Here is a 12730-nt window from a genome sequence, read left to right as displayed (position 1 = left end):
CGCAAGCGCAATCCTTGGCGGTCATGCCAGGGCAGAGTCGAGGACGGGGCGAGAGAGTGAACGAGCGATCAGCCGATAGGATCGATTGAAGGATGATCGGCTTGGCTCAGCTCAGATCAGATCGCGCCGGCGTCCCTGCAAATCTTCCCAAAGGGTCACCACATTGATCTGGCCCTCAGCAATGCCGCCAACCAGCCAGCCCAGAAAGGCGAGCACGGCAACCAGGAGCGCGGCCCCAAAGCCAAAGGCTACCCAAACGACCCCGAGGGCGAAGCCTATCACCAGGCCTAAGGTACGGGCCGTCATCTTCTCACTTCCTCCTTTCATTGCATCTCGGTGCGTGAGACAGTACCTTGTCCAAGGCGAACAGGCCGACCACGAGATGGCTAGCTGACCGGCGGCCTGCCCGACCTGATCAGGCAAGGAACTGCTCCGTCACCTTCCTTAGCGGACACGCCTCCCCCGTCCGGGGGAGGCAACCTGTGTAGCAATCTCTACCCTGGCCACCGGCAGGCCGAGGTGATGCTGAAGGGACTGCTGCAGCTTCTCTTGAAGCGTCTTGCCTACCTCTGGCGCTGCCGCCTCGGGAGAGATGGCGGCCTGAACGCGCACGCGCAGGCCCTGCTGCTCCTGGCGCACTGCTCCACGAGTCTCCAGAATGCCTGGCACCGTTCCGGCGACATAACGCACCAGCTCATTCACGCTGCTGCGTGTCACAGCGACCATGCCGCGGCTATCGTGCTGAATAACGAATTGGGCGGGCGGGCGCCTGCCCGGCAGCAGCTCCACGATGAGCAAGATCAGACCGACCAGGGCCAGACCTATCCCTACGAGAGTCGCGGTAGTAGCGTCGGCCTGGTTAAGATGGCTCAGGAACTCCCATTGCCGCTGTAAGAAGCCACCCGGGCTGACCTGAGCCGCGGTGACCAGTCCCGCTTCCAGCAGGATGAGCACGATACCCGCCACCAAAGCCACCAGGCTCAAGAGCACAATCAACAGACGATTGAATACATTTCTCATAGCACTTCCTCAAAAAGCAGGGGAAAACGGCGTTCCCACTCGCCAACCAGAAGAACGGAAAAGAGAGGAGAGTGGGAGCGCGCGTCACCCAGGCAGCCCTCAACGCACGTCGTCAAAAAAGACATTAATCGTCCGTGCAGGCTGTTGCCCAGCCTGGACAAGCGCACGCTGAATCGCGATGCGGATCTGCTCGCTCAAATCCAGCAGTGAAAGCTGATTGCTGCTGGCACTGCGTGCCCGTGGGCGCTGCTGAGGCTGAGTGCTGGCACTGCCGCCAGAACGTGGAAAGCCACCACTGTTACTGTTACTGTGATAGCCATCGCGGCGGGCTGCAAGGCCACCACGTAAAGCTTGCTCAGCCAATACCACACGGACATCGACCTCCAGCGAGTCGGGCGTGGGGCGCTGTAAGACAACCCCACGCACGAACTCGCCAGGGCCATAGGTACCTTCGCGGGCAAAGCGACCCGCGCTTAGCTCTAGCACCGCTGGAATTTGACAGACCGCCTCTGCTACCGCCCGCGCCAGCGAGAGATCGTCAAGGCTCGTCGGGGTCGCTTGCTGCTCAGTCATACCCCTGGCCATCCTCTCCACTATTGCACACGCGGCTGATTCTGGCGTGCCTGCTCTTCAGGAAAGTAGAGGTCGGTTACGGCAATGTTGACCTCTTTCACCGTCAGACCGGTCATGGCTGCCACCCGATTAATGATGTTCTGGCGCACCGCCGCCGCCACCTGGGGAATGCTCACCCCATAGTCGACCACCATGTTCAGGTCGATGGCCGCCTCCTGCTGACCCACCTCGACGTTGACACCGAGCGAGCGCGTATCTCCCCCGGTGACGCGACTGGCTAGACCGGCGATGGCTGCCCCCGCTCCGGCGGGCACAAGCTCGTGTACGCCCTCAATCTCACGGGCAGCGATACCGGCAATCTTAGCCACAACATTGTCGGCGATGGAGGTCTTTCCCTGGGGAGTGACTGCCTCCAACCCGCGCCCCATCGTTGCCGGGGCCACGCCACGAATCGAGCTTTGTGGCGCTGCCGTGGCTGTTGCGGTCGTCTGTTCATCAGGACGATCTGGCATTTCTATAACCTCCTTTGCCTCTATGGGCGAATAACTATCGTTTTTGCTGCTTTTCTGACGTTGCCTCTGCCATAGTCTTTCAGACAGCTCAGATCCTGGAAAAAAGGAAGATGGCCACGGAAAAGAGCCTGTCAGGCTGCTCTCATCTTTATGATAGAGAGGATGCGAATGTCCACCACCGAAAGAGAGAGACGGCAGAACTTTCAAAAAGTCACGCCTCTCTCCTCGCTAGCACCGACCAGTAGACGCCATCCTCCTGCTGCCAGAGAGACTCCAGAAACAAACACGGCTTGTCCCGGTTCAGCGTTTCTGCGTGGGGCGAAACAGCCTGCGCACCTGGAGGCTGGTGGCGGCTGAGGTTAACAAAGCTCCCACAATTTTCCAATCAAATTCTCATAAAGAGCTGCTATCCTGAGAAGGGCAGATTCCGGGAACCAGCCGTTGCTCTCTTCCGCTTTGCTTCCAGGCAGCCTCTCCTCTGGTACCGCCTGGGAGAGACTGGCAGGAGAGGAGAGGCAAAAGGGGCATCAAACCAGCGGCAGCGGTGTGAACCGCTGCTCTGCTGCGCTGGCAAACGCGAGCATTCGGGGGAAGAAGGCATGCATATTCTTGTCATTGAAGATGAGAAGCGTCTGGCCTATCTCTTGCGTCGTGTGCTGCAGGAGGAGCGACACACGGTAGATCTGGCTCATGATGGTCAGAGCGGTCTTGATCTGGCACTTTCCGACACCTACGACGTCGTCATCCTTGATCTGATGCTGCCGGGCATCGATGGGTTAGAGATCTGTCGACAAATGCGGGCCGAGCACGTTACCACGCCAATACTGATGCTCACGGCGCGTGGTGCCATTGAGGATCGGGTGACCGGCCTCAATGTAGGAGCTGACGACTATCTCACCAAACCCTTTGCCATGGCCGAGCTGCTGGCTCGTATCAACGCTCTCCTGCGGCGGCGCGACCGCCGCTTCGACGATAACCTGCAGCTAACTGTTGGTGACCTGACCCTCGACCTGGTACGTCACGAGGCGCGCCGCGCAGGACGGGTCATTGAGCTGACAGCCAAAGAGTTCGCCCTGTTGGAATACCTGATGCGCCATCCTGGTCAGGTGTTGAGCCGCACACAGATTATCAATGCGGTCTGGCGTTATGACATCGATGCTCTCTCCAATGTCGTTGATATCTATATCCACTACTTGCGCGAAAAGATCGATCAAGGCTTTGATTATCCTCTGATTAAGACCGTGCGTGGTGTGGGCTATAAAATCGAAGCGCGGGAGAGCGGCAAATAAGCGAGGATAGGGCTATGTTCCAAGGCTATAGATGGATAAGCGGTCTCTTGAGGCGATCAGGCCGGCGATTGCTGGTTGAAGAAGCGGGGGCGAGCCTCTTCCGCGGTCTACGCACGCGCCTGACACTCTGGTATTGCGGCGTCCTGGGGGCGGCGCTCATCCTCTTCGGGGTTGCCCTCTACTTTGGGGCCAATTATTTTCTCCTGCAGCCGTTAGAAGACTCAGCCCAGCAGCATGCTCGTATGCATGCCGAGCAATGGCTTGCGGGGCACCTTGACCGAGCCTGTGCTTCTTCCATGCCGGGCAATCCCTTTCCTACGCCCGGCAAAGAAGGCCCAGTCATGGAATGGGTGCTGTGCTTTGATGCTCAGGGCCATCCTCTCATTGGCGGCGATGATCAGCTTCCGCCAGGTCTGATCAGTGGCAGTCTCGTGCAGCAGGCTGTCCAGCAGGGTAACGCCAGCGACATCGTTGACGGCGGCCACTCCTTCGGCGCCATCTACCGCTATGCTGTTGCCATACCCAGCAGCGACGGCTCTACAGTCTCCGGGGTGGTGCTGGTGGGCGAATCAATCCAGGCCCAAGAAAATGCTCTCTCGTTGCTCCTGATCCTGCTCCTGTGTCTGGGGGCTTTAAGCCTGCTCGGAGCCGGTATCGGCGGCCTCTTCCTGGCGAACCGGGCCCTCGCCCCAGCGCGGCTGGCCTGGGCTAATCAGCAGCGCTTTATCGCTGACGCCTCGCATGAACTCCGTACGCCTCTCACACTCCTCCGGGCCGATGCCGAAGTACTGCTGCGCAGTCGTGAACGTCTGCAGGGGGAGGACGCTGCTCTCCTGGAGGATATTGTCACGGAAACCAACCATCTGGCCGCCATTGCTAACAATCTGCTCACCCTGGCGCGTCTCGACAGCGGCCAGCTGCATCGCGAACATGAGGTCATTCACCTGGCGACCCTTGCCCATAATGGCGCCCGGCGCATTCGCGCGCTGGCCATGCAGCGGGCCATTCGGGTAGAAGAAGAGCACCATGATCAGCCATATGTGATTGGTGATCCCCTTCTCCTCGAACAGGCCATTCTGGTCCTCCTGGATAACGCTCTCAAGTACAATCACCAGGGCGGCAGCGTCCTCATCCGTACGCTAGAGCGCGATGGGAGAGCCATCCTGGAGGTCTGTGATACTGGCATCGGCATTCCACCAGAACATCTGCCCCACCTGGGGGAACGTTTCTATCGCGTTGACAAGGCACGTTCGCGCGAGGCGGGAGGCACCGGGCTGGGCCTCTCGATTGCCCGTAGCATTGCCAGACTTCACCGCGGGCAACTGACGCTGACCAGCGTACCCGATCAAGGCACCGTTGCAACACTCAGCTTACCATTAGCTCGCAGCGCGGGCTTTGAGGCCCTACAGCACCGGCCTGCACTCCGCAAGGCGGCAGCTCCTGACCAGCGATTAGGTGCGCGCGAAACGGGCCTCAGTCGCTAAGGAGGGCTTCCCCCGGAGGGAGTTTTTCCTCCTGGTCCTGTAAACAATGCAACAGTTCATCGTAAAGGAGAAAGGACAGGTCAATTGCAGATGATGGACTATTGCTTTCACAGGGAGGAACTATGAAAAGGAAGAGCGTCATCGTTGCGGTTGTGCTCGTGGTGGTAGTTGTCGCCGTACTCGTCGGCGGCTTCCTGGTCTATGCCCAGCACTTTGCCAGTAGCGTCAATCAGCCGCATCAGGCGGCGGGGCCGGTCAGTGTCACGGGAACGCCGACTACGATCCCGGGGCTGCGCACCTTCCAGATTGTGCCCGATCAGACCACGGCAAGCTATAGCGTCTATGAGAACCTCATCATCGAGAATAAGCCGCATAACAAGGTCATCGGCACTACTCATGCGGTCCAGGGCAGTTTTGGGGTGCGTACCGATCCATCGCCGCTCATTGGCAACATGAAGATCACTGTGGATCTGCGGACCTTGCAGACCGATTCGCCACGACGCGACAACTATGTGCAGCGTAATGCTCTCCAGACCGATCAGTATCCCTACGCCACCTTTGTCTCTGTCTTGGCCCAGGGCTTGCCCGCTAACTATAGCGATGGACAGAACGTGCATTTCAAGCTTATCGGTAATCTGACTATGCATGGCAAGACCAACCGCACCGAATTTGATGTCCAGGGCAAGCTTAGCGGCGACACGATTACTGGCACGGCGACGACCACGATCTATATGACTGACTTCGGCATTCAGCCGCCGAATCTCGCCAACATTGCCATTTCTGAGAACCAGGTGACGATTTCGATCACCTTCACCGCTCGTGCCGTTGGGAGCTGAGCGAGTGGGAGGAACGGAAGGGAGCGCCCTGCCGCCTGCAGCGACGGGGCCATGTTCACTACAGTGAGTAGGTAAGTAAGCAAGAAAGAACAGCGGTATGCTGAACGCTGCCCTCAGAGGCGCAAGGCAGGCAGGCAGGCCGTACGCGGACCTGGAGACCACTCTTTAGCTCGCGCACGGCCTGCCTGTTCAATGGAGGGAAGCAAGCCGTAGCCTGCGGGTGGCAGGCCATCGGATCAGGACAGGACTGGCAGATTAGCGCGCTCTACCGTAGCTCTCGCCCGACAGAGCCTGACGACCAACTGGCAGGAAGCCAACGATAGCTGCGGCGGCCCCGACAATCAGATGCAGCAGATTATCGGCCAGATTGATATGGACGAGACCGAGCAGCATTCCATCGGGAGCAAGGCCCGGGATGAACCCTAGAATTCCAACCAGCAGGTAGACAATTCCCAGGATCTGAGCGTAAAGGCGCGACCATCCTGTAAAGGCCGCTGCGATGCCCAGAATACCTACAAGCAGATGGATGAGATTGTGCTCGATATTGACCGCGAAGATGCCCAGAAGCGCCCCCTCGGTCGGATTCAGAATGAAGCCAAGGATGCCAACCAGCAAGAAAACAATCCCGATAACCAGAGCGAAGCCACGAGCAAGGTCAAACTGTCTCATGAGGCAAAACCTCCTTTCTGCAAAGGGGCTACGTGAGAGTGGGGGTGGCGGATTACTTCACTCCTTCGTACGCGCTTGGTGCTGTGGTCAGGGGCAGAGGTGGGCGAGCCAGCCCTCTGACCCTGACTGCTAGCGGCAAAGAGATCCAGAGGGCCATCTTTTGCGTATCCTCCGCAAAGAGAGCCTGTGATAGAGAGGCGGCGTAGCTTGTAGCTTGCTATCATGCCTATAATGGCCTCTGTAGTGGCCTCTGGATCTTTTGCTTGCGACGAGGACCGTGAAGTGCAATGAGTGCATCGGGGAAGAAGGAGGGGCAGGGGTCGAGTGGGAAGGCTTCTGGCTCTGAGCCCAGGGCGAGGCCCCCGCACATCCCTGTTGAAGAGCTGAGCGACGAGACGCTCGTGCGGGCGATTTCCCTCGGCGTAGTCTGGGCTTTGGAAATGCTCTATGAGCGTTACCAGCGCCTGCTCTATTCTGTGACATACCGCATGGTCAAGGACCATCAGGTCGCCGAGGACTTGCTGCAAGAAGCTTTTCTGGCGGTCTGGCAGAACGCCAGTAGCTACTCATCGCGCATGGGTTCGGTCCAGAACTGGTTGATCTCGATCATGCGCCATCGAGCGATCGATCACCTGCGTCGCCTGCGCACTCACGCTGAATTGCGCGGCATGCCCCTGGAAGATGCTGTCACCAGCGAGGAAATGGTCACTGCTGACGCCTGGGATGCGGTCTGGCGCTCCGTCCAGGGGGCGCAGCTAAGGAGGGCGCTCGCGCTGCTCTCCAGCGAGCAGCGCCTGGTCATTGAGTTAGCCTATTTCGAGGGCTGGACCCACTCCGAAATTGCTCGCGCCTATGGCCTTCCCCTGGGAACGGTCAAGGCCCGCATGCGCTTGGGCCTGATGCGCCTGCGCAGCATTCTCGAACGACTTGGTACTGTTGAAAGCTAGCGCCCTGCATGCAGGCAGGCAAGATAGAAGCTCGCCAGGCCCCATCTATCCTGTGGCGTTGCCCACTGCACTGGTCCTACGTCAGGCGCTCGCCTTGCTTATTGGTCGTGATAGGCCACCGCGCTTTCCCTCTCTCCAGTCTGGCACCGTTGCCAGAACCAGAAACGGAGGAGGTGGCTGGCTGGCTGATAGAGAGGGCAATCTCATTGAAAGCAAGACCAGCACTGCAGACAGAGACCACGTCACCCAAGCTTGGCACGCTGACAGGGAGCGTTACAATACAATGGAGCGGGTTGCCCCGGGAAGAGAGAGCAATGGAGACGGAGCCCCTTATGAACTGCCAGGAATTCGAAGAGCTTTCCGGCGCCTATGCCCTTGACGCGCTAACAGAAGAGGAACGACGTGCCGCCGATGAGCATCTGGCTCAATGTCCGAAGTGCTCTCGCGCGCTGCAGCAGCTGCGCAGTGTCGTGGAGCTCTTTCCCCTCACCGTTCCTCCGGTCGAACCCTCACCACGTGTGAAGGAGCGCATTCTCGCGCGCATCGAAGAGCAAGCCCAACAGCAGCGTTTGAGTCAGATCCAGCCTGCCTGGCCCACTCAAGCGGAGAGCCGCTTTCGGCAGAGAGCAGGTAAGCGCTGGCGCTGGGCTGCTCTGGCCGCGGTGGCTGTTCTGTTGCTGTCGCTCCTCGGCGGGAGCTTCGCCTGGAATATCTCGTTGCAGCAACAGCTCAGCCATCTACAGCAGCAGGTAGCGCTGCTAGGCAGCCCGGAAGCACCCGTGGTCTATTCGCTCCGTGGCACAGCTCGGGCCAGCTCAGCCCGTGGAGAAGTCATGTACTTTCCCCGCCAACAGGTCACCGTAGTCGTAGTTTATGGACTTCCCCCTTTACAGGGCACCCATGTCTATCAGGGCTGGCTCCTGCGTCATCAACGCCCAACCAGCATTGGTCTGCTGACGGTCGAAAACGGCGTGGCCACTCTCAACTTTCAAGGCCCGCTGGCTGGCTACGATAGCCTCGCCATCAGTCTTGAAAACGGTCCTCAGCCTAGTCTTGATGCGCCAAAAGGCCCAGTCGTTGCCCTCGGTACGCTAATCAATTCTCAGGCAAATTATCATGGATAATGGATAATCCCTCTACAGTAGTACCTACAGCCTTTAAGGCGGTAGGGTAGCTGGAGGGAAGTAATCTAAGTGAGCCAAATTGGCGTATACGCAAGGCGAGGAGGAGGATAGCAGGAGTTAGCTCTGTCCCGAGTCGCTCTGCTACCCTGGTCGGGAGCGCCCGCTATGGTTCGACTTACCTGCTCAGGTGATGGGCGCATGAGTAGCGCCCGTCTTTCCTCACAGTCTCCTCTCTCCGACTGGGGCGAGCGAGCAGGTTCGTGGGGTACTGGTCTGTGCTTCCTTCTTCTCTTCGCTTGATCGTCCGACCCACTGACAGCGCACAACAAAGTGAGAACGACGCAAGGAGCATGGAACAATGGATGAGATGAGAGATATGGCAGCGCCAGAGCCGGAGTCTGAAGCGCAGCAGCCGGAAGCGGCCAGGCGCGCTCTTCTGAAAGGGGTAGCTCTGGGGGCGGTCACCGGAGCGGGCCTGGGGACTGCCCTCTCTGCGGCAGTCAGCGGCGCCTTTCTGGGCCAGGTGGCCCATGCTGCCCCTGCGGCGAGCAATAGCTGCGTGACTCCCATCAAGGATATTTTTACCATCGCTCGCACCGCCGAGCGCCTGGCCGTGACCTTTTATAGCAACGGGCTGCGACGCGCCTATCGTCTCGGCCTCACCTGGCGTGAGATTGCCGCTCTGGAAGCGGCTCTGATCGAAGAGCAGATCCACGAAAACTTCTTTGCTCAGGCGGGGGGTGGTGTCCTCACCAGCGAGTTCAGCTTTCCTTACGGAGAAGAGACCTTCGAGAATCTGCGCCTCTTCATTGAGACGCAGCAGCAGCTAGAGGGAGTCTTTGACTCAGCCTTTCTTTCAGCGGTGCGCGAGCTGGCCCAGCAGAATCGCCCAGATCTGGCCCAGATTGCCGCCCAGATCGCCACTGTCGAGGCGGAGCATCGTGCCCTGGGGCGCTTTATCGGGCGGCTCGATCCTGCTGACAACTGGGCCTTTTCACCTGTGCTGGTTGCCAAAGTCGGCGATGCCCCGGCCCTGGTCCAGAAAGCCGGCTACCTCAATCCTCGTCCTGGCAACCGCTTTGTCTATCATCCAGTTGACACAACCGACCGCGGCGTGACCTATCGTACCCCCTACGCTGTGGCCTGCTCCTAGGGGTTATCGCTAGCTGCTTTGAGCGCTTGCGCTTGCCATTGCGGGGCGGCGGGAGCCAGCACCGCTATTCAGCGGACGCTCTCGCTGCTCCCTCACTGCAGAGTTCCCTGTGCCTCGCCTCATGGTTGCAAGGCGATGCAGAGAATGCCTGCAAAGATCAGCAGCGAGCCAACCAGTTTCTGCCGTCCAAAGGATTCATGCAGGATGGCCGTGCCCATCAAGGCTGCAAAGACAACCGAGAGTTCGCGCGCTGAAGCAATATAGCTGACCTGTGTTTGCCGGAGTGCGAAAAGGACCAGTAAGTACGAGAGCAGGGCCAGAGCACCAGCCAGGATGATCCGCGGAGCGTGGGCTTGCCATTCAGCTTGCACTGCTGCACGGCGGGCCAGGAGCATATAAGGAAGCAGATAGAGAGCCGAGATCACAAAAATCAGATAGATATACGTAAGAGGCGCAACATAGCGCAGGCCCACCTTATCGACTGTCGAATAGCCGGCGATACTCAAGCCACAAAGCAGGGCCAGCAATGCTGCCGGTTCGCGCAGCCGACGCAGTGGCGCAGTCAGCTCGCGCCAGGCGAAGGTGCGCAAGTGGATCACATAGATTCCGCCCACAATCAGCAGGATACCAAGACCTCCAATCAGCGATAGGCGCTCGCCCAGGGCCAGCAGGGCGATCACGGTCACGAATAACGGGGCACTGCCACGCGCCAGTGGATAGACCAGCGAGAGATCGCCGTAGCGATAGGCTGCCCCCAGCAGCAAGTAGTAAGTGGCCTCCAGCGCTGCCGAAAGGGCGATCAGCGGCCAGGCATGAGGTGACACCGCCCGATAGAGCAGCAGAAACGGCAGAAAGCAGAGCAGGGAAGCGGAGCAGATCGCTAACCAGATGAAAACCTGCCGATCCTTACCCTCTTTCGACAGGAGATTCCAGCTGCTGTGCATGAGGCCGGCACAGACTAAGAGCGCGAGGACCTGGATACTCATGACTCAAGGTCGCTCCTGGCGGGGCTAGAAATGGTCCAGTTCTGCTGCAGCTGGGCTGGAGCAAGTCAGCGAGACGAGCGTTGCCGCCCGCGCCAGCGCATCATGAGGAACGATTACGGGTCTGGCTGTACCCTGGCTGATCGTCTGCATGGTCTGCCTGCCGCGGGCCGATCAGCACGGTCAGGGCGCCGATCTGGTACTCTCTTCCCAGGAGCAGAGCGGCATCACTAGTATAGCTCTCAAGCAGCGTCTCGTCCAGTCTACCGCTCATGCCTGCCAGCGGTGTGTCAGCGCGAGCGCGGCGCCACTTCTGGGCCATTGCCCTTCTGTGCTATGCTGTTAACATGCCCTGAAGAGCGATGCCACTCTCCTAACGAGCAGGGTGCCACATCGTCTATCATCGCATCTCATCTCTCTCGTTAGCAGCTGATTGCGATTCTGTGGATTTGAGGAGAAGATCATATCTATGTCGTCGTTGCATTCACAGCAAGAACAAAAAGCGCTGATGCCGGAGTTCTCACGCTCGCATGAGGAGGTCAATGCTCTGCTAGGCTATCTGCAGGAGATCTCTGACCTGGCGGCGCTCGGGGCACTGGCGGACTGGGACCAGAATACAGCCTTGCCGGAGGAAGCGGGAGATGTACGTGGCGCCCAACTGGCGACCCTGCGGGGCGTGCTTCACGAACGCTGGACCGCCCCCGAGCTGGGACGCCTGATTGCCAGGCTGGAAAAAGTGGTCGAGCACGAGCCTTTCACTGATGCCGACCGCGCCCTGGTGCGCGAAGCGCGGCGCGAACATGAAAAGGCCACACGCCTTCCGCGCTCGCTTGTTGAGGAGATGGCGCGCGTCGAGGCGGCCAGCTTCGAGGCCTGGCGGAGAGCGCGCGAACAGAATGACTTTGCCAGCTTTGCCCCCTGGCTGAGCCGCACTGTAGCCCTGCAGCGCGAGGTTGCCGACCGCTATGGCTACCGTGAGACGCGTTACGATGCCCTGTTGGACCTCTTCGAACCCGACCTGACGGTGCGCAAACTCGATGCCCTCTTCGCCCCAGTGCGCGAGGTCAGCCTCTCCTTACTCAAGCGCATTCAGGAAAGTGGACGCAACATCGATGCTTCCTGCCTCTACGGACACTTTCCTGTAGCCCAGCAGGATGCTCTCTGTAAGCGTTTGCTGGAGGCCCTGGGCTACAACTTCAAGCGCGGTGGTCTGGCTCACTCGCCGCACCCGTTTACCACTAGCTTTGGCAGCCCGGTTGATGTACGCCTGACCATTCATCCCCAGGAGAATTTTATCGCCTCGGCAGTGATGGCCACTATTCATGAAGGCGGCCATGCCCTCTACGAACAGGGTTGCGCCTTCACGCTCCTGCGCACACCGCTGGCTGGTGGGGCCTCGATGGGCGTCCACGAGTCCCAGTCACGCCTCTGGGAAAACTACATTGGCAGCTCTGAGCCATTCTGGCAGGGCCATTTCCACCTGCTGCGCGCGGCCTTCCCCGAGCACTTTGCCACAATCGATGCGGCAACCTTCTCGCGCGCTCTTAACAAGGTTGAGCCGAGCTTGATCCGCATTGAGGCCGACGAGGTCACCTATAATCTGCACATTATCATCCGCTACGAATTAGAACGTGAACTCATCAACGGAGAGCTGGCCGTCGAGTCCCTGCCGCGTCTATGGAACGCCCGTTATCGGGAGTACCTGGGGATCGAGCCAGATAGCGATACCAATGGCGTCCTGCAAGACGTGCATTGGACGAGCGGCTTTGGCTACTTCCCCAGTTATACGCTCGGGAACCTTTATGCAGCTCAGATCTACTATACGCTGCGTCAGACCTTCGCGGACTTCGACGAGCGCCTGGCTGGAGGCGATACGTCATTCATTCTGGACTGGCTGCGCCAGCACATGTATATCTATGGTATGATCTATCTACCTGAGGACCTCATTCAGCGCGTCACCGGTGAAATGCCTGATGCGCGCTACTTTGCTCGCTATCTCAACGAGAAATTTGGTCGTCTCTATGAACTGACCAACTAAGAGAGCGCATTCTGGTCGCGCTGGCTGCTGGCCCCTGGTAGCGCGCCGGCCAGGAAAGAAGCCAGCTGGCCCAGTGCCCAGGCAAGACGAGAAGTAGGCAGG

14 protein-coding genes are annotated in these 12730 nt (G+C 59.2%); 7 read left to right on the top strand and 7 right to left on the bottom strand.

What is annotated here, in order from left to right; all coding sequences use genetic code 11:
• Nucleotides 1-111: 111 nt before the first annotated feature.
• The 4 genes from A4R35_RS09160 to A4R35_RS09145 all read right to left on the bottom strand — a co-directional run bounded on the left by A4R35_RS09160 (nt 112) and on the right by A4R35_RS09145 (nt 2105).
• Nucleotides 112-306, bottom strand: a complete 195-nt coding sequence (locus tag A4R35_RS09160; protein WP_112428634.1) for a hypothetical protein — start codon at nt 304-306, stop codon at nt 112-114.
• 138 nt (nt 307-444) lie between these two features.
• Nucleotides 445-1020, bottom strand: a complete 576-nt coding sequence (gene amaP / locus A4R35_RS09155) for an alkaline shock response membrane anchor protein AmaP (RefSeq protein ID WP_112428632.1) — start codon at nt 1018-1020, stop codon at nt 445-447.
• 99 nt (nt 1021-1119) lie between these two features.
• Nucleotides 1120-1593, bottom strand: coding sequence for a hypothetical protein (locus tag A4R35_RS09150; protein WP_112428630.1), 474 nt, complete (start codon nt 1591-1593; stop codon nt 1120-1122).
• A gap of 20 nt (nt 1594-1613) precedes the next feature.
• On the bottom strand, nt 1614-2105 hold the full coding sequence (locus A4R35_RS09145) for an Asp23/Gls24 family envelope stress response protein (protein WP_223258264.1): 492 nt from the start codon (nt 2103-2105) through the stop codon (nt 1614-1616).
• A gap of 599 nt (nt 2106-2704) precedes the next feature.
• On the opposite strand from A4R35_RS09145, the gene A4R35_RS09140 reads away from it, so the two are divergent.
• From A4R35_RS09140 to A4R35_RS09130, 3 genes are all read left to right on the top strand, one after another.
• Nucleotides 2705-3394: a response regulator transcription factor gene (locus A4R35_RS09140; RefSeq protein ID WP_112428628.1), complete on the top strand. Its 690-nt coding sequence runs from the start codon at nt 2705-2707 to the stop codon at nt 3392-3394.
• A gap of 68 nt (nt 3395-3462) precedes the next feature.
• Complete coding sequence (locus A4R35_RS09135) at nt 3463-4878, top strand: sensor histidine kinase (RefSeq protein WP_189361574.1); 1416 nt, start codon at nt 3463-3465, stop codon at nt 4876-4878.
• A 122-nt stretch (nt 4879-5000) separates the two neighbouring features.
• On the top strand, nt 5001-5714 hold the full coding sequence (locus A4R35_RS09130) for a YceI family protein (protein WP_112428624.1): 714 nt from the start codon (nt 5001-5003) through the stop codon (nt 5712-5714).
• A 255-nt stretch (nt 5715-5969) separates the two neighbouring features.
• Here A4R35_RS09130 and A4R35_RS09125 read toward each other — a convergent pair whose 3' ends face one another.
• The gene (locus A4R35_RS09125) at nt 5970-6383 is read right to left on the bottom strand and encodes a DUF4383 domain-containing protein (protein WP_112428622.1); all 414 of its coding nucleotides are present in this window, start codon (nt 6381-6383) and stop codon (nt 5970-5972) included.
• Nucleotides 6384-6784: 401 nt separating this feature from the next.
• Between A4R35_RS09125 and A4R35_RS09120 the strand changes: the two genes are divergently transcribed.
• From A4R35_RS09120 to A4R35_RS09110, 3 genes are all read left to right on the top strand, one after another.
• A complete protein-coding gene (locus tag A4R35_RS09120) occupies nt 6785-7330 on the top strand; it encodes an RNA polymerase sigma factor (protein ID WP_189361572.1) in 546 nt (181 codons plus the stop codon).
• A 332-nt stretch (nt 7331-7662) separates the two neighbouring features.
• Nucleotides 7663-8454 carry an anti-sigma factor gene (locus tag A4R35_RS09115; protein ID WP_189362287.1) on the top strand — a complete coding sequence of 264 codons (792 nt, stop codon included), beginning with the start codon at nt 7663-7665 and terminating at the stop codon, nt 8452-8454.
• Between the two features lie 358 nt (nt 8455-8812).
• Nucleotides 8813-9607: a ferritin-like domain-containing protein gene (locus A4R35_RS09110; protein WP_112428618.1), complete on the top strand. Its 795-nt coding sequence runs from the start codon at nt 8813-8815 to the stop codon at nt 9605-9607.
• A 119-nt stretch (nt 9608-9726) separates the two neighbouring features.
• Here the strand turns inward: A4R35_RS09110 and A4R35_RS09105 are convergent, their stop codons facing one another.
• Both A4R35_RS09105 and A4R35_RS09100 read right to left on the bottom strand, forming a co-directional pair.
• Nucleotides 9727-10593, bottom strand: a complete 867-nt coding sequence (locus A4R35_RS09105) for an EamA family transporter (protein WP_112428616.1) — start codon at nt 10591-10593, stop codon at nt 9727-9729.
• Between the two features lie 100 nt (nt 10594-10693).
• Nucleotides 10694-10912 (bottom strand): hypothetical protein, encoded by a 219-nt coding sequence (locus A4R35_RS09100; protein WP_112428614.1) that lies wholly within the window; start codon nt 10910-10912, stop codon nt 10694-10696.
• A gap of 147 nt (nt 10913-11059) precedes the next feature.
• Here A4R35_RS09100 and A4R35_RS09095 point away from each other — a divergent pair, with 147 nt between their 5' ends.
• Nucleotides 11060-12628, top strand: a complete 1569-nt coding sequence (locus A4R35_RS09095) for a carboxypeptidase M32 (protein WP_112428612.1) — start codon at nt 11060-11062, stop codon at nt 12626-12628.
• Nucleotides 12629-12730: the final 102 nt, after the last annotated feature.

The organism is Thermogemmatispora tikiterensis, from assembly GCF_003268475.1.
Lineage (GTDB): Bacteria > Chloroflexota > Ktedonobacteria > Ktedonobacterales > Ktedonobacteraceae > Thermogemmatispora > Thermogemmatispora tikiterensis.
The sequence above is the reverse complement of the archived record's forward strand: the minus strand, read 5'-3'. Positions and strand labels throughout refer to the sequence as shown.